At 72.7% G+C, this 17,094-nt stretch carries 11 protein-coding genes; 3 read left to right on the top strand and 8 right to left on the bottom strand.

The window, feature by feature from the left end:
• The first annotated feature begins 166 nt into the window (after positions 1-166).
• Positions 167-2,842 carry a penicillin-binding protein 1A gene (locus HWY08_RS03275; protein ID WP_176062930.1) on the top strand — a complete coding sequence of 892 codons (2,676 nt, stop codon included), beginning with the start codon at positions 167-169 and terminating at the stop codon, positions 2,840-2,842.
• Positions 2,843-2,864: 22 nt separating this feature from the next.
• Here HWY08_RS03275 and HWY08_RS03270 read toward each other — a convergent pair whose 3' ends face one another.
• On the bottom strand, positions 2,865-4,250 hold the full coding sequence (locus HWY08_RS03270) for an MXAN_5187 family protein (RefSeq protein ID WP_176062928.1): 1,386 nt from the start codon (positions 4,248-4,250) through the stop codon (positions 2,865-2,867).
• Positions 4,251-4,406: 156 nt separating this feature from the next.
• Between HWY08_RS03270 and HWY08_RS03265 the strand changes: the two genes are divergently transcribed.
• The gene (locus tag HWY08_RS03265) at positions 4,407-6,476 is read left to right on the top strand and encodes a S46 family peptidase (protein WP_176062925.1); all 2,070 of its coding nucleotides are present in this window, start codon (positions 4,407-4,409) and stop codon (positions 6,474-6,476) included.
• A gap of 52 nt (positions 6,477-6,528) precedes the next feature.
• On the opposite strand, the gene HWY08_RS03260 is transcribed toward HWY08_RS03265, so the two are convergent.
• The 3 genes from HWY08_RS03260 to HWY08_RS03250 form a co-directional block, all read right to left on the bottom strand.
• Complete coding sequence (locus tag HWY08_RS03260) at positions 6,529-8,943, bottom strand: PAS domain-containing protein (RefSeq protein WP_176062923.1); 2,415 nt, start codon at positions 8,941-8,943, stop codon at positions 6,529-6,531.
• Between the two features lie 82 nt (positions 8,944-9,025).
• Positions 9,026-10,030, bottom strand: coding sequence for a quinolinate synthase NadA (nadA, locus tag HWY08_RS03255; protein WP_176062921.1), 1,005 nt, complete (start codon positions 10,028-10,030; stop codon positions 9,026-9,028).
• A complete protein-coding gene (locus HWY08_RS03250; RefSeq protein ID WP_176062919.1) occupies positions 10,027-10,236 on the bottom strand; it encodes a hypothetical protein in 210 nt (69 codons plus the stop codon). The genes nadA and HWY08_RS03250 overlap by 4 nt, the downstream gene beginning before the upstream one ends.
• 75 nt (positions 10,237-10,311) lie before the next feature.
• Between HWY08_RS03250 and HWY08_RS03245 the strand changes: the two genes are divergently transcribed.
• Positions 10,312-11,082, top strand: coding sequence for a class I SAM-dependent methyltransferase (locus tag HWY08_RS03245; protein ID WP_176062917.1), 771 nt, complete (start codon positions 10,312-10,314; stop codon positions 11,080-11,082).
• Positions 11,083-11,150: 68 nt separating this feature from the next.
• Here HWY08_RS03245 and lon read toward each other — a convergent pair whose 3' ends face one another.
• From lon to tig, 4 genes are all read right to left on the bottom strand, one after another.
• Positions 11,151-13,598, bottom strand: coding sequence for an endopeptidase La (lon, locus tag HWY08_RS03240; protein ID WP_176063912.1), 2,448 nt, complete (start codon positions 13,596-13,598; stop codon positions 11,151-11,153).
• A 182-nt stretch (positions 13,599-13,780) separates the two neighbouring features.
• Positions 13,781-15,019 carry an ATP-dependent Clp protease ATP-binding subunit ClpX gene (clpX, locus tag HWY08_RS03235; RefSeq protein ID WP_176062915.1) on the bottom strand — a complete coding sequence of 413 codons (1,239 nt, stop codon included), beginning with the start codon at positions 15,017-15,019 and terminating at the stop codon, positions 13,781-13,783.
• Between the two features lie 54 nt (positions 15,020-15,073).
• The gene (gene clpP / locus HWY08_RS03230; protein WP_176062912.1) at positions 15,074-15,694 is read right to left on the bottom strand and encodes an ATP-dependent Clp endopeptidase proteolytic subunit ClpP; all 621 of its coding nucleotides are present in this window, start codon (positions 15,692-15,694) and stop codon (positions 15,074-15,076) included.
• A gap of 37 nt (positions 15,695-15,731) precedes the next feature.
• Positions 15,732-17,021 (bottom strand): trigger factor, encoded by a 1,290-nt coding sequence (gene tig, locus HWY08_RS03225; RefSeq protein WP_176062910.1) that lies wholly within the window; start codon positions 17,019-17,021, stop codon positions 15,732-15,734.
• Between the last annotated feature and the right edge of the window lie 73 nt (positions 17,022-17,094).

Below are 17,094 nucleotides of genomic sequence, written 5' to 3'. Positions count from 1 at the left end.
CGGCGTGTCCTTGGGAATGGGGGGTGATCTCCCTCCGTTCGCCGCGCGTGTCAAAGGAAAACCTCGCGGCGGCCCACCCCGGCCGGGCGCCGCCGCCCGCGCCTGCCCGGCCGGGCACCGGGCGGAATTCCCTGCCCGCCCGTTTGTCGTATAGGTTCGGTGCGCCTTGGAAACGCCTGTCCAGCACGTCTCGGCCGTGACCCCGCTCGCCCTCCCCTCTCCCCTCGCGCGCGTCCGCGGCGCGCTCGGCCGCCACCGGCGACCGCTCGCCGCCCTCGCGATCGCCCTGCTCGGCCTGGGCGGCGGGGGGTTCCTGTGGGGGGCCACCCACGGGCTCCCGGCCTTCGACACGCTCAAGGACTACCAGCCGCTGCTCGCCACCCGCGTCTACGGGGTGGACGGCAGCGAGGTCTTCGAGTTCGCGCGCGAGCGGCGGACGGTGGTGCCGTTCGAGCAGATCCCGGACGTGGTCAAGAAGGCGGTGCTCGCCTCGGAGGACGCCAAGTTCTACGAGCACGGCGGCGTCAACTACCTCGCCATCGCCCGCTGCGCGGTGAAGGGGGTGTTCCGCGGGCACTTCGGCTGCGGCGGCTCGACCATCACGCAGCAGGTGGTGAAGACGTTCCTGCTCCAGAGCGAGTGGCGCCCGAAGCGCAAGCTCAAGGAGCTCGTGCTCGCCCCGCGGCTGGAGCGGAACCTCTCCAAGGACGAGATCCTCTTCCTGTACCTCAACCAGATCTACTTCGGGCACCGGCGCTACGGCGTCGAGGAGGCCTCCCGCTTCTACTTCGGCAAGGGCGTGCGCCAGCTCACGGTGGGTGAGGCGGCCATGATCGCGGGCGTGGTGCAGTCCCCCGAGCGGCTCTCGCCGGTGAAGCACCCGCAGGCGGCCAAGGAGCGCCAGAAGTACGTGCTGCGCCGCATGGCGGAGGAGGGCTTCATCTCGCGCCAGGTGGCCGAGGCGGAGATGGCGAGGCCCATCGCCGTCGCCCGGCGCGACGAGGACCCGCCGGGCGCCTGGTACGCGGACGCGGTCCGGCGCTACCTGGACGAGGCGTACGGGGCGGATCGCGTCGAGACCGACGGGCTGGTGGTGGACGTGGCGATGGACCCGCAGCAGCAGCGGGCGGCCGAGGAGGCGATGGAGGCGCAGCTCCGCGCGGTGGACAAGCGCCAGGGCTGGCGCGGGGCGGTGGCCCACCTCGAGCCGGGCCAGGTGACGGGCGCCATGCCGCTCTGGCGGGAGCGGCTCAAGGCGGCGCAGCCGCGCGCGGGCGAGGTGCTGGTCTGGGACCTGGGCCGCGTCTCCCCCGACGACGTCGAGCCCGGCGCCGAGAACCACGGCGACGTGCGCCGCATGATGCGCGTGAAGCCGCTCCTGCCCGAGCACCTCTACGACGGGCTCGTCACGCAGGTGACCGACCGCTCGGCGCAGGTGGACCTCGGCGACGCCCGCGGCACGCTGACGCTCGCCGACGTCGGGTGGGCGCGCAAGTACAACCCGGCCTCCGCCACCGCCTCCCCGCGCCGCATGAAGGACGTCGTGAAGCCGGGCGACGTCGTGCTGGTGCGCGCGCTGGGCGGGAAGGTGAGCCCGGCCGAGCTGGCCCGCGCCGGCAAGCCCATCCCGCTCGCGCTGGAGCAGGTCCCCAAGGTGCAGGGCGCGCTGGTCGCGGTGGACGTGCCGAGCCGCGGCATCCGCGCGCTGGTGGGCGGCTACGACTACGCGCTCTCGCAGTTCAACCGCGCGCTGCAGGCGAAGCGCCAGCCGGGCTCGGCCTTCAAGCCGTTCGTGTGGGGCGCCGCGGTCGAGTCGCGCCGCTACACCCCGGCGACGCTGGTCTACGACACGCCCGACCTCTACCGCGACCCGTGGACCGGCAAGGAGTGGAAGCCGCAGAACTTCGAGCGCGACGCCTACGACGGGCCGCTGCTCCTCAAGCAGGCGCTGGCGCACTCGAAGAACACCGTCTCCGCCAAGCTGGTCGACGCGCTGGGGGTCGACGCCGTCATCCAGTTCGCGCACCGCAGCGGGGTGGAGCAGGAGCTGCCGCGCACCCTCTCGCTCGCGCTGGGCGTGGGCGAGGTCACCCCGCTCGAGCTCGTGAACGCGTACGCCACCATCGCCGCGCGGGGGTTCGCCGCCCGGCCGGTGCTCGTGCTGCGCGTGCGCGATCGCAAGGGGCAGGTGCTCGAGGAGCACCGCCCGCTGGCCGCGCCGGAGGCCTACGCTCCGGCGCCGGCCGTCGTCCAGGCGGCGGCGACCGGGACCGCCCCGGCGGCGCCCATCCCGAGCGCGGATCCGAACGGCGCCCCCGCGGCCGTCTCCCCGGCGGCCCCGGCCCCGGCGCGGGCGCTCCCGGAGACCGGGCTCGAGCCGGAGGTCGCCTTCGTGCTCGCCTCGATGATGCGCGACGTGATCGACTACGGCACCGGCCAGGCCGCGCGGGCGCTGGGCCGCCCGCTGGCGGGGAAGACCGGCACCGCGCAGGACCACCGCGACGCGTGGTTCGTGGGCTTCTCTCCCGAGCTCGCGGCGGGCGTCTGGGTGGGCTTCGACTCGCACGAGCCGCTCGGGGCCCACGAGACGGGCGCGGGCGCCGCCCTGCCGGCGTGGGTGAGCTTCATGCGCGAGGCGCTGTCGCGCCGGCCGCCGGCGGACTTCCAGGCGCCGGCGGGCGTGGAGCTGGCGCGCGTCGACCCGAAGACGGGTCTGCTCGCCGACCCCGCCGCGGCCGACGCCGTGCTGGTGCCCTTCGTGAGCGGCACCGCGCCGCAGCACAGCGCGGCCGAGCCGCCGCCGGGCTCGGCGCCGCAGAACTTCTTCATGGACGATCACTGACGGTCGAGCGCGGCCTCGCGCCCTACCGCACCGGCGACGCCTTGAGCGCGGCCTTGCCTTCCTTCACGTAGACCTGGAACCGCACGGTGCGGCAGCCGTAGCGCTCGACGAGCTGGTCGCGGTTCTTCTGCAGCTTCTCCCGGAACCGCTCGTACCCGACGCCGTCGCGCGCCTCGCCGCACTCCGCCCGGACGCGCTGGAAGTCCTGGTAGGTGGCCTTCCAGTGCTCCTCGTCCTCGTCGCCGGCGACCCACGCCTGCGTGCGGGCGGGGGGCTCGACCGGCGCCGGGGCGGCCGGCGCGGGAGCGACCGGGGCCGGCGCCTCGGGCGGCGCGGCGTCGAAGAGCGATGACGCCCCGGCCGGCGCGGCGAAGAAGTCGCGCGCGGTCGCGTCCTCCTCCTCGCGAGGCGGGTCCGGGGCGGCCAGCGGCGCCGGCTCCGGCGCCGAGAGCTCCGACAGCTCGGCCGGCGCGGGCTCGGCGGCGCGCGCGGGCCAGCCCCCGGCGGCGGCCGGGGCCTCCGGGGCGGGCTCGTCGAGCGCGGCCAGCGGCTCCGGCTCGGGCGCGGTGGGGGGCGGCGGGGCGGGGGCGCGCCGGGGGCGAGGCGCCGGCAGCTCGGCGAGCTGGTCGGGCGAGAGCGGCGCGGCGCCGGTGGCGGCGGGCGGGTGCGGCGCCGCCGCGGCCGTCGCCGCCTCGGCGGCGCGGTTGAGCGCTGCCGCGACCGTGCCGAGGCGCCCGGCCATGATCGGCGCGCGCGCGCTGAAGTCGCCCCGCGCCACCCGGTCGGCGGCGGCCACCAGCTCGCGCGGCAGCACCGTCCGCTGCTCGTCGGTCACGGCGAGGACGAGGACGAGGCCGGCCAGGGAGAGGAGGAGCAGGGTGGCGAGCCCGAGCCACTGGCCGCTCAGCACCGGCCCGAGCGCGGCGGCGGTCGAGACCGAGAGCGCCACGAGACCGGCGCCGGCGGGCGACGGGACGGTGAGCACGCGGTGCGCGGGCGCCTGCACCAGGAGGAGCGGCAGCGGGGGCACCGGGAACGGCAGGTCGAAGATCGGCCGCTGCGGCGCGAGCGTCCCCGCCGAGGCCGGCCGGCCCCCTGCGTCGCGCCCGGCGCTCGCCACCATCGCCGCCTCCTGGGGCGGGAGGGTGCTCTGCACCACCCGCCCGTCCGAGATGGAGGTGACGTCGGCCCCCAGCTCGCGCCGGAGCCCGCGCAGGGTCTCGGCGCCGGCGAGCCCGTCGGGGCCCAGCGACGGCGCGCGCCCCTGGAGCGAGCCGGCCGCGGCCGCGAGGTCGCGATCGAGCTGGCGCAGCGTGCGTTCGGCCGCCCACTGCGAGAAGAGGTGGACGCCGGCGGCGCCCGCGGCGATGACGAGCGCGACGTAGACGAGGACCTTGAGTCGATTCATCGCCCGGCGGTCATAGCGCGCGCCTCCGGACCGGTCAAACCGCCAGACCCTCGCGCCTCGCTGCCGCAGGGCGTCGCGAGGCGCTTGACCACCCCCCGCCCGCGCGCTCTCATGCGCGCTCTCGTCCTCTCTCCCGCGCCCTGGAGCCGCTCGCCCATGAAGATGCTCGCCGCCGCCCTCTCCCTCGCCGCCGGCCTCGGCGCCGCCCGCGCCGACGAGGGGATGTGGACCTTCAACAACTTTCCCTCCCAGAAGGTGGAGCAGCAGTACGGGTTCCGCCCCACCCCGGCGTGGCTCGACCAGGTCCGGCTCGCCTCGGCGCGGCTGGCCCAGGGCTGCTCGGCGAGCTTCGTGTCGAGCCAGGGGCTCGTGCTGACGAACCACCACTGCGCGCACGTCTGCATCGAGCAGCTCTCCACCGGCCAGCGCGACTACGTGAAGAGCGGGTTCTACGCGCGCACGCAGGCCGAGGAGCCGAAGTGCCCGGCGCTGGAGGTGAACCAGCTCGTGGAGATCACCGACGTCACCGCCCGGCTGAACGCCGCCACCGCCGGCAAGGAGGGGGCCGCGTACGGCGAGGCGCAGCGGGCGGAGATGGCGCGGGTGGAGAAGGAGTGCCAGACCTCGGACCGGCTGCGGTGCGAGGTGGTCACGCTCTACCAGGGCGGCGTGTACGACCTCTACAAGTACAAGCGGTACCAGGACGTGCGGCTCGCGTTCGCGCCCGAGTTCGCCATCGCGTTCTTCGGCGGCGATCCCGACAACTTCATGTTCCCCCGCTACGACCTCGACGTCGCCTTCCTGCGCGTCTACGAGGACGGCCAGCCGGCCAGGATGGAGCACTTCTTCCGCTGGTCGGAGCGCGGCGCGAAGGAGGGCGACCTCACCTTCGTCTCGGGCAACCCCGGCGGCACCTCCCGCCAGCTCACGGTGGCCCAGCTCGAGTACGCCCGCGACGTCGGCCTGCCGGACGCGCTCCTGCGCCTGGCCGAGCTGCGCGGCCGGCTCGCCGAGTACCGCCACCGCGGCGCCGAGCAGGCCCGCCACTCGAACGCCGACCTCTTCTACGTGGAGAACAGCTACAAGGCGCTGCGCGGGCGGCTGGAGGCGCTCCAGGACAAGACCTTCTTCGCCTCGAAGGTGGCGGCCGAGGGGAAGCTCCGCGCCGACCTGGCGAAGGACCCCGCGCGCGCGCAGCGGTACCTCCCCGCCTTCGACGCCATCGCTCGCGCCCAGGCCGACCTGAAGCAGCTCCGCCGCCCGCTCAACCAGCTCGAGCGCGGGCTGGCCTTCTCGGGCGACCTGTTCCGCCTCGCCCGGCAGCTCGTGCGCGGCGCCGAGGAGCGGCCCAAGCCCAACGGGCAGCGGCTGCGCGAGTTCCGCGACTCGGCGCTGCCGGCCGTCACCCAGGCGCTGTTCAGCCCGGCCCCCATCTACCCCGAGTTCGAGAAGTTCCAGCTCGCCTTCTCCCTCGAGAAGCTGCGCGAGGCGCTCGGCGCCGACGACCCGGCGGTGAAGAAGGTGCTGGGCCAGGCCTCGCCGGAGGAGCTGGCCGAGCGGCTGGTGAACGGGACGAAGCTCGCCGACGTCGGCTACCGGCGCAAGCTGTGGGAGGGCGGCCAGGCCGCCGTCGCGAAGGCGGCCGAGGACGACGCGATGATCGCGCTGGCGCTGCGCGTCGACCCCGACGCCCGCGCCGTGCGCAAGCGGTACGAGGACGGCGTGGAGGCGGTGACGAAGCGGAACGCGGAGCTCATCGCGAAGGCGCGCTTCGAGACGGAGGGGACGAACACCTACCCCGACGCGACCTTCACGCCGCGGCTCTCCTACGGCACCGTCAAGGGGTACCAGGAGAACGGCCGGGAGGTGCGGCCGCTCACCACGCTCGGCGGCGCCTTCGAGCGGGCGACCGGCCGCGAGCCGTACGCGCTGCCGCAGAGCTGGCTCGACGCCCGGGCCCGGCTCGACCTCGCCACCCCGTTCGACATGGCGACCACCAACGACATCATCGGGGGCAACTCCGGCTCGCCGGTGGTCGACCGCGACGCGCGCGTGGTGGGGCTCGTCTTCGACGGCAACATCCAGTCGCTCGGCGGGGACTACGGCTTCGACCCCGCGCAGAACCGGGCGGTGGCGGTGCACGGCGCCGCCATCCTGGAGGCGCTCGCGAAGGTCTACCGCGCCGACCGGCTGGTGCAGGAGCTGCGGTCGTCGGCCGCGCGCTGAGGAGGGTCGCGGCCGGGCGGCGCCCGCGTCGGGCGCCGCTCCCTCCCCGCCTTCACCCGGCCAGCGTGTCCTTCGGCCGGGCGGCCGGCGTCTCCAGGACCTCGCGCACCTTGACCGCCAGCGCGCGCGGCGTGAACGGCTTCGGCAGGAACGCCGCCGTGGTCGGGGCCGCGGCGGTGAGCTCCTCCGCGTAGCCGGACACGAAGAGCGTGCGCAGGCCGGGGCGCAGCGCCTCGAGGGCGCGCGCCAGGGCCGGGCCGCTCATGCGCGGCATCACCACGTCGCTCACGAGCAGGTCGATGTGCGCGGGGTGCGCGCGGGTGCGCTCCAGCGCCTCGGCGCCGCTCCGGCAGGGGAGCACGTGGTAGCCGAGGGCGGACAGGGCGCGCGCGTTCACCTCCAGCACCAGGCCGTCGTCCTCGACCAGGAGCACCGTCTCGCCGCCGCCGCGGGTCGTGCCGGCCGGCCGCTCCGGCTCCGCCACCGGCGCCCCCTCGGCGCGCGGCAGCAGGATGTCGAAGCGCGTGCCGCGCCCGAGCTCGCTCGCGACCGAGATGTGCCCGCCCGACTGCTTCACGGTGCCGTACACGGTGGCGAGCCCCAGCCCGGTGCCGCGGCCCGCCTCCTTGGTGGTGAAGAAGGGCTCGAAGATGCGCGCCAGCGTCTCGCCGCTCATCCCGCTGCCGGTGTCGCTCACCGACAGCAGCACCCACTCGCCCGGGGAGACCTCGCGCGCCTCGGCCGCGTCCGGCGCGATCCGGACGTTGCGCGTCTCGAAGGTGAGGCGCCCGCCGCGGGGCATGGCGGCGCGGGCGTTCACGGCCAGGTTCACCAGCACCTGCTGCAGCTGGGAGGGGTCGACCTTGACCGGCCAGACGTCGGCCGAGACCCGGCACGCGATCTCGATGTCCTCGCCGACCATCCGCCGCAGCATCCGCTCGGTCTCGAGCAGGAGCGCGTTGAGCGACACCGCCCGCGGCGCCACCACCTGCTTCCGCGCGAAGGCGAGCAGCTGGCGCGTGAGCTGCGAGGCGCGCATCGCCGCCTCGCGCACCACCCCCAGGTCCTCGCGGGCGGGCGACCCCTCCGGCACGCCCTCGGCCGCGAACTCGGCCGCCGAGAGGATGGAGGTGAGCAGGTTGTTGAAGTCGTGGGCCACCCCGCCGGCCAGGCGCCCGATGGCGTCCATCTTCTGCGACTGCTGCAGCTGCTCCTCGAGCAGGCGGTGGTCGGAGACGTCGCGGTGAGTCCCCACCATGCGCAGCGGCTTGCCGTCGTCGTCGCGCCCCACCACCTTGCCGCGGTCGAAGATCCACTTCCAGCCGCCGTCGGCGGTGCGGAGCCGGTGCGTGCTCTCGTAGTGCGGGCTGCGCCCCTCGAGGTGAGCGTGGATGCGCCGCGTCGCCTCGGCGCGGTCGTCCGGGTGGATCGAGATCTCCCACTCGTGCATCGACCGCGGCGCGTCGCCGGGGGCGTACCCCAGCATCGCCTCGTACTGGGCGTCGTAGAGGATGGTGTCCTCCTGGATGCGCCAGTCCCACAGCCCGAGATCGGTGCCCCACAGCGCCAGCTCGAGCCGCTCCTCGCGCGCGCGCAGCGCACGCTCCGCCTGCTGCCGCTCCAGCTCGGCCCCGGCGCGGGCGGCGAAGATCTCGAGCAGCGCCCGGGCCTGCCCCAGCTCCGGCTGCTCCGCGCGGTAGAACGCGGCCAGGAGGCCGATGCGGGTGCCGGCGCTGTCGAGCAGCGGGGTGCCGACGCAGGCGCGGGCGTCGAGCTCCGCCAGGAGCGGATCGCGCGGGAAGAGCTGCTGCACGGCGGCCGCCCACCCGGCGCTGCTCCCCGCCACCAGGTTCTCGCAAGGCGAGCCCGCGATGTCGCACTCGATGGGGCCGGACAGCGCGCCGTCGGCGTGGAAGGCGAGCGTCCGCAGCCGGCGGCCGCCGGGCAGCAGCTCGGCGGCGAGCACGTACTCGGCGCGGAGCGCGGCGGCCAGATCGGCGACCAGCGCGCGGAAGAAGCTGTCGCCGGTGAGCGCGGAGAGCGAGCGCGCCGCGAGCGCCAGGGCGTCGTCCGCCACCACCCGGCCCGCCAGCGGGCGCAGCACCGCGGTGAAGCGGCGCGGGGCCGCGGCGTGCTCCTGGAGGGCGACCTCGACGCGCAGCGGGCCGCTCCGGCCCACCACCTCGAGCTCGCCCATCCACCGGGCGCGCGGGCCGCCGCCGTGGCCGAGCACGCGGTCGAGGGTGGCGCGCTGCCGCGCTCGCACCGCCGGAGGGAAGAGGTCGTCGAGGGCGCGGCCGGCGAGCGCCTCCGCCGCCGGGCCGAGCAGGTCGGCGGCGAGGACGTTCGCGTCGAGGACGCGCAGCTCGGCGTCGACCGTCAGGACGGCGGCGCCGCACAGCTCGCTCACGATCCTCCAGCACTCGCCGGCCTCCACGGCGGCGGCGCCCTGATTGACCTGGCTCAAGCGCCCCTCTCTTGGGGCGAGTGTATCAGAAGGGGGTCACCCTGCCCCTTTCCGGCACACCGGGGCGCCACGTCGCACCCGATCAGGCGTCCCGGGGCACCGCGATCATGCGCTCCAGGGCGCGGCGCGCCCCCGCGGCCACGTCCGGCGGCACGTCCACCTCGTGCCGGCCGCGCACGAGCGCGTCGCGGACCATGACGAGGTCGATCATCTTCATGTACGGGCAGTGCATGCGGCAGCCGAGGCAGCCGTCGGCGACCACGAACTCCTTGTCCGGCCAGCGCTGGCGGAGCTGGTGCACGATGCCGTGCTCGGTCGCCACGATGAAGGTCTTGGCGGCCGGGTGGCGCGCCACCGCCGCGAGCATGGCGGTGGTGGAGCAGACCTCGTCCGCCAGCTCGACCACGTCCTGCCGGCACTCGGGGTGCGCGATGACGACCGCGTCCGGGTGGCCAGCGCGCGCCTTGCCCACCGAGGAGGCCCGCAGGACGTCGTGCACCGGGCAGCACCCGTCGTAGACCACGACCTCCTTCTCCGGGACCTGCGCCGCCACCCAGCGCCCGAGGTTCTTGTCGGGGGTGAACAGGATCTTCCGCTGCGGCAGCGAGCGCACCACGCTGGCGGCGTTGGCGCTCGTGCAGCAGATGTCCGAGAGCGCCTTCACCTCCGCCGTCGAGTTCACGTAGGTGACCACCGCGTGACCGGGGTAGCGCGCCTTCCAGTCCTCCAGCGTCTCGGCGGTGATGGAGTCGGCCAGCGAGCAGCCGGCGGAGAGGTTCGGGAGGAGCACGCGCTTCTTCGGGTTCAGCACCTTGGCCGACTCGGCCATGAAGTGGACGCCGCAGAACACGATGGTGGACTGCGCCGCCTTCTGCGCCTCGACCGCCAGCTGCAGCGAGTCCCCCACGAAGTCCGCCACGGCCTGGACCTCGGGCACCTGGTAGTTGTGGGCCAGGATGACGGCGTCGCGCGCGCGCGCCAGGGCCCGGATCTCCTCGTGGAGCTCGCGCGCCGAGGCGGGGGAGAGATCGCTGCCGGCGACGGGGCTCGCCACCGGGTCGTGCATGGGAAGGACGGGCAGGCTCATGAGGTCTTCACCCTCGCGCCGTGCGCGGGCCGGATGGCGCCCGTCCCGGCGGGGAAGAGGCGCCAGAACTCGCGCCGGACCAGGCCGACGATGGCGCCGCTCTTGGTGTGGCCGTGGTAGGCGGCCACCGCCTCCAGCATGGCGACGTCCTCGTCGGTAGCGGAGAAGCTGCGGACCTTGGCCGCGCGGCCGTTGCTCTTTTTCATAACTGTTATATAACTTTTCGTAGTCTAACCGAGCCGCCCGCCGCGGCGCAACCCCGAGCCTCCGGCCGATCTCCCGTGCAGCTCGCCGTCACCTCCCCCCTCGATGCCGCCGGCGACGCCGCCGCCCGCGCCGCCGCGGCGCGTCACGGCCTCCCCTTCGCCGCGCGCACGGGCCGGCCGCTGGCGGAGGTGGCGGCCGCGAGCGGCGCCGACGCCCTGCTCGTCGTGTCGCGCAGCCGCGCCGCGCTCTACCTCGACGGCGCCGAGCACCCCTGGCGCGCGGGCATGGCCGCGCTGCGGGTGAAGCGCCTGCTCCAGGGCGAGCGCTCGACGCGGGACGGCTTCCTCGAGGCCGCCCAGCTCCGCCCCGGCGATGCGGTGCTCGACGCGACGCTCGGGCTGGGCATGGACGCGCTCGTGGCCGCGGCGGCAGCCGGGCCCGGCGGGCGGGTGCTGGGGGTGGAGGCGTCCCCGGCGCTGGCGGCGCTCACCGCCGAGGGGCTGGCGCGCTGCGAGCTCGAGGCGGCCCGGCGGGTGGAGGTCGTCCGAGCCGACGCGGCGGCGCTCCTCGCCTCGCTGCCCGAGCGGAGCGTCGACGTGGTGGCCTTCGACCCGATGTTCCGCTTCGGGCGGGCGGGGGCCTCCGGCTTCGACCTCGTGCGCCGGCTCGCCGATCCGCGCCCGCTCGCGCCGGAGACGCTGGCCCGCGCCCGTCAGGTCGCGCGCCGGTGGGTGGTGGTGAAGGACGGGACGCCGGGCTGGGATCTGGTTCGCCTCGGGCTCAGCCCGCTGCCGAGCGCCCGGGGAGCGGAGCGGGTGTATGCCCGGGTGGCGGCGGAGGGTTGAGGAGGCCTCGCCGAGGGCAGCGGGGAGAGGGTCCGCACCGCGAGTCCACGGCGCGGCGCCCACCTCGCTCAGGCGGCCGGGGTCGCCTCGGAGCCGGCCGAGGTCGGGCCCGGCGGCCCGCCCTGGTGCTGCCCCGCCGGCAGCTTCTGGAAGAACGCGTCCGGGTCCTCGAGCCGCAGCGCCTCGCGCAGCACCTCGTCGGTGTGGTCGACGAGCACGATCTGCAGCTGGTCCCGGATCTTCTTCGGGATCTCCCGGACGTCCTTCGCGTTCTCCTTGGGGATGAGGATCTTCTTGATCCCCCCGCGGTGCGCCGCGAGCACCTTCTCCTTGAGGCCGCCGATGGGGAGCACGCGGCCGCGGAGCGTGATCTCGCCGGTCATCGCCACGTCCTTGCGGACCGGGAGCCGGCACAGCGCGGAGACGAGCGTGGTCGCCATGGTGATGCCGGCCGAGGGCCCGTCCTTGGGGATGGCGCCCTCGGGCACGTGGACGTGGATGTCCATGTTCTCGATGAAGCGCTTGTCGAGGCCCAGCACCTCGGCGCGCGAGCGGACGTAGCTCATGGCCGCCTGGGCGGACTCCTGCATCACCTCGCCCAGCTTGCCGGTGATCATGAGCTTGCCCTTGCCGGGCATCACCGTCGCCTCGATGGTGAGCAGCTCGCCGCCGAGCTCGGTCCAGGCGAGGCCGGTGGTGAGGCCGATCTGGTCCTCCGCCTCGGCGGTGCCGTAACGGAAGCGGGGCGGCCCGAGGAAGCGCTGCACCGCCTTCGGCCCGATCACGTACTTCTTCTCGCGGCCGTGCTTCAGCACGTCCTTCGCGATCTTCCGGCAGACGCTCGCCACCTCGCGCTCCAGCGAGCGGACGCCCGACTCCTTCGTGTACCGGTGGATGAGCGCCTTCACGGCGTCGTCCCGGAACTCGATCGACACGCCATCGAGGCCGTTCGTCTCCACTTGCTTGCGCACCAGGTAGCGGCGCGCGATGGAGAGCTTCTCGAGGTCGGTGTAGCCGGCCAGCCGGATGACCTCCATGCGGTCCTGCAGCGGGCCGGGGATGCCGCTCATCGTGTTGGCGGTGCAGATGAACATCACCTTCGACAGGTCGTAGTCGAGGTCGAGGTAGTGGTCGTTGAAGTTGAAGTTCTGCTCCGGGTCGAGGACCTCGAGCAGCGCCGCGGACGGGTCGCCGCGGAAGTCGGTCGACATCTTGTCGACCTCGTCGAGCAGGAAGACCGGGTTCCCCGACCCCGCCTTCTTGAGCGACTGGATGATCTTCCCCGGCAGCGCGCCGATGTACGTGCGGCGGTGCCCGCGGATCTCGGCCTCGTCGCGCACGCCGCCGAGCGAGATGCGGACGAACTTGCGGCCCATGGCGCGCGCGATGGACTTCGCGAGCGAGGTCTTGCCGACGCCGGGCGGGCCGACGAAGCACAGGATGGGGCCCTTGATCTTGTCGACGAGCTTGTGGACCGCGAGGTACTCGAGGATGCGCTGCTTGGGCTTCTTCAACCCGTAGTGATCCTCGTCGAGGATGGACTCCGCCTCGGCGATGTCGAGCTTGTCGTCGGTGTACTCGTACCAGGGGAGCGTCAGGATCCAATCGATGTAGTTCCGGACGACCGTGGCCTCGGCGCTCATGGGGCTCATCATCTTCAGCTTCTTGAGCTCCTTCTTCGCCTTGAGGTTGGCCTCCTTCGACATCTTCTTGTTCTTGATCTTCTCCTCGAGCTCCTGGATCTCGTTCTTGAACTCGTCGCGCTCACCCAGCTCCTTCTGGATGGCCTGCATCTGCTCGTTGAGGTAGTACTCCTTCTGCGTCTTCTCCATCTGCTTCTTGACGCGGGTGCGGATCTTCTTCTCGACCTGCAGGATCTCGATCTCGCCCTGCATGAGCTCGTACAGCTTCTCGAGCCGCTTCTGCGGGCTCTCCGTCTCCAGGATGGCCTGCTTGTCGTTGAGCTTGAGCGAGAGGTGCGCGACGATCGTGTCGGCGAGGCGCGCCGGGTCGTCGATGGTCGAGACGCTCATCAGCATCTCGGGCGGGATCCGCTTGTTGAGCTTGACGTAGGCCTCGAAGGTCGACTGCACCGACCGCATGAGCGCCTCGAGCTCGACGGTGCGCTCCACCGGCTCCTCGATCTCCTCGGCCTCGACCTCGAAGAACTTGTCGGCCGCGACGAAGCGCCGGACGCGCGCGCGCTTCTTGCCCTCCACCAGCACCTTCACGGTGCCGTCCGGCAGCCGGAGCAGCTGGATGAGGGTGCCGACGGTCCCGACCGGGAAGATGTCGTCGGCGGTCGGCTCGTTGGTCTTGGCCTTCTTCTGCGCGCACAAGAGGATGGTCTTGTCGGAGGCCATCGCGTGCTCGAGCGCCGCGATCGACTTCTCGCGCCCGACGAACAGCGGCACCACCATGTGCGGAAACACGATGATGTCGCGGAGCGGCAGCAGCGGCAGCCCGGCCACCCTCGGCTTGCCGTCCCGCTTGCCGTCCTCGTTGCGGAAGAACATGGACATCGCGCGCTTCGCTCCTTCGGAAGGGTCCCCACCCGACACTAGCATCCCGAAACTGCGGACCCGGTCTTCTTGTTCCAGGCCGGGCCGTCCGTCAAAGGAGTTCGAGGGACCGCCCGGAAAGGCGAAGGCCGGGCAGGAGCCCGGCCGAGGCGTGGCAGGAGAGGTCGGACGGCGGCCTACGCGCTCTCCGCCTCCTTCTGCATGACCACCAGGGGGGCCTCTTTCTTGTCGATGACCTCCTCGGAGATCACGATCTCGCGCACGTTCCGCTTGCTCGGCACGTCGTACATGATGTCGAGCATCGCGATCTCGAGGATGGCGCGCAGGCCGCGCGCCCCCGCCTTGTTCTTGAGCGCGGCGCGGGCGATGGCGCGCAGCGCGCCGTCGGTGAACTTGAGCTGCACCCCGTCCATCTCGAGCAGCTTCTTGTACTGCTTCACCAGCGCGTTGCGCGGCTTGGTCAGGATCTCGATGAGCGCGCCCTCGTCCAGCTCCTCGAGGCTCGTCACCACCGGCAGGCGGCCCACGAACTCGGGGATCATGCCGAACTTGAGCAGGTCGTCCGGCTCGACCAGCGAGAGCAGCTCGCCGACGTTCTTCTCCGTCTTCGACTTCACGTCGGAGCCGAAGCCGAGGCTCTTGCCGCCGATGCGGCGCTCGATGACCTGCTCCAGCCCGCAGAAGGCGCCGCCGCAGATGAAGAGGATGTTGGTCGTGTCGACCTGCAGGAACTCCTGCTGGGGGTGCTTGCGGCCGCCCTTCGGGGGCACGTTCGCGACCGTCCCCTCGATGATCTTGAGCAGCGCCTGCTGGACGCCCTCGCCCGACACGTCGCGGGTGATCGAGGGGTTCTCGCTCTTGCGGGCGATCTTGTCGATCTCGTCGATGTAGACGATGCCCTTCTGCGCCCGCTCGATGTCGTGGTCGGCGGCCTGCAGCAGGTTCACGATGATGTTCTCGACGTCCTCGCCGACGTAGCCCGCCTCGGTGAGGCAGGTGGCGTCCGCGATCGTGAACGGGACGTTCAGGATCTTGGCCAGCGTCTGGGCGAGCAGCGTCTTGCCGGAGCCGGTCGGGCCGAGCAGCAGGATGTTCGACTTCTGCAGCTCGACGTCGTCGACGCTGATGCGCGTCTCGATGCGCTTGTAGTGGTTGTGGACGGCGACGGCGAGCGTCTTCTTCGCCCGCTCCTGGCCGATCACGTACTCGTCGAGGATCGCCTTGATCTCGGACGGGCGCGGGATGCGGACCTTCTGGTCCCGCTTCTCCTCGCCCGCGATCTCCTCGGCGATGATGTCGTTGCACAGCCCGATGCACTCGTCGCAGATGTAGACGGTCGGGCCGGCGATGAGCTTCTTCACCTCTTTCTGCGATTTCCCGCAGAAGCTGCAGCAGAGGGTCTCGCGCTTCTCCAAAGGCGCCTCCTGGCGTGGCCCGGGGGGCCACCGGCGGCCCCGATCCTCATTCTACTAAGGCTTCTTCGGCTCTGCTTGCCCGGCGCGGTGCCGGTGGACGATCACGTCGTCGAGCAGGCCGTACTCCTTCGCCTCACCTGGGCCCATGAAGTAGTCGCGCTCGGTGTCCTTCTCGATGCGCTCGATCGGCTGCCCGGTGTGGCGGGCCAGGATCTCGTTCAGCCGCTGCTTGAGCCGCAGCGCCTCGCGGGCGTGGATCTCGATGTCCGTGCCCTGCCCCTGGAAGCCGCCCGAGAGCTGGTGGATCATGATGCGCGCGTTCGGCACCGCGAACCGCTTGCCGTGCGCGCCGCCGGCGAGCAGGAAGGCGCCCATGGAGGCCGCCTGCCCGAGGCAGATGGTGGACACCTGGGGCTTCACGTACTGCATGGTGTCGTAGATCGCGAGGCCGGCGGTCACCGACCCCCCCGGGCTGTTGATGTAGAGCGAGATGTCCTTGTCCGGGTCCTCCGACTCGAGGAACAGGAGCTGGGCGATGATGACGTTCGCCACGTCGTCGTCGACGGGCGTGCCCAGGAAGACGATCCGGTCCTTCAGCAGGCGCGAGTAGATGTCGTAGCTGCGCTCACCCCGGTGCGTCTGCTCCACCACGTACGGCATGGGGATGTAAGGCATGGGTTTCTCCCTCGCCGTTTCGCGGCGGTTCCTGCGACTACTTGAAGTTAGCGGAGGAGGTCAGGAAGGCAAGCGCCTTGTCCTCCCGGACGCGGCTCTGGAGGGCCCGGCGGCCCTCGCCGCCCCGCAGCTCCTGCTGGACGCGCGCGAGCGGCAGGTTGAGCTCGGTCGCGGTGCGCGCGATCTCGGCCTGCACGTCGTCGTCGGTGACCTCGATCTTCTCGCGGTCGGCGATCGCCTCGAGCAGCAGCGCGCCCTTCACCTGGAGCAGCGCCTGCTCGCGCAGGTCGGCCCGGATGCGCGGCACGTCGAGGCCCATCTGCCGGAAGTCGAGCCCCTGGCGCGCGAAGCGGTCGGCGGCGCCCTGGATCATCGCGTCGATGGCGCGTTCCACCAGCGCCGGCGGCACCTCGAAGTCGTTCTTCGCCAGCGCCGCCTTCACCAGCGCGTCCTTGAGCTCCGACTCCGAGCGCCGCTTCTCGCGCTTCTCGAGGTCCTCGCGGACGCGCGCGCGCAGCTTCTCGAGCGTGTCGGCGCCCTCCACACCCGCGTCCTTCGCCAGCTCGTCGTCCAGGGCGGGGAGCTGCCGGACCTTGAGGCCCTTGAGGGTGACGACGAAGTGCGCCGTCTTCCCGCGCAGCTGCGCGACGCGGTAGTCCGCCGGGAACGCCTGGTCGAGCTCCGTCGTCTCGCCGAGCTTCTTCCCGGCCAGCTGGGGCAGGAAGCCCTCCAGGAACTCGCCGGGGTCGACGCGCGCGGTGACGCCCTCGGCGCGGTTGCCCTCGAAGGGCTGGCCGTCGATGGTCCCCTCGAAGTCGATGGTCGCGTAGTCGGCCGCCTGCGCCTCCGCGCGCCCCTCCACCGGGACGAGCTGCGCCAGGCTCTCCTGCAGCTTGCCGAGCTCCTCCGCCACCATCGCGTCGGTCACCTCGACCGGCCGGCGCGAGACCTCGAGCTGCTGGTAGTCCTTCGGCTCGAGCTTGGGCTTCACCTCGACCCGGGCCGTGAACCGGAACGGCTGCGCCTGCTGCAGACCCTCCTCGGCCACGTCGACGCGCGGGGGGGCGACCGCCTCGAGGGCGTGCTCGCGGACCGCGTCGGAGAAGGTCGCCGAGACGAGCTTCTCCACCACGTCGCGCTCCACCTCGTCCTTGAAGTTCCGCTCCAGCACCTTGCGCGGCACCTTCCCCGCGCGGAAGCCGCGCAGCTTCACGCGCCGGCCCAGGGAGGCGTAGGCGCGATCGAGCTCCGCCGCGACGCGCTCCGGGTCCACCTCGACGGTGACCTTCTTCTCCACGGGGGAGAGGGCTTCGACCTCGATCTTCATGGCTTCTTTCTCGCGACTGGGGTGGAAAAGGCGGGTCGGTAGGTACGTGCACTGCCGCGTCGGGTCAAGGGAA

This window comes from Anaeromyxobacter diazotrophicus (genome assembly GCF_013340205.1).
GTDB classification, from domain to species: domain Bacteria; phylum Myxococcota; class Myxococcia; order Myxococcales; family Anaeromyxobacteraceae; genus Anaeromyxobacter_A; species Anaeromyxobacter_A diazotrophicus.
The sequence above is the reverse complement of the archived record's forward strand: the minus strand, read 5'-3'. Positions and strand labels throughout refer to the sequence as shown.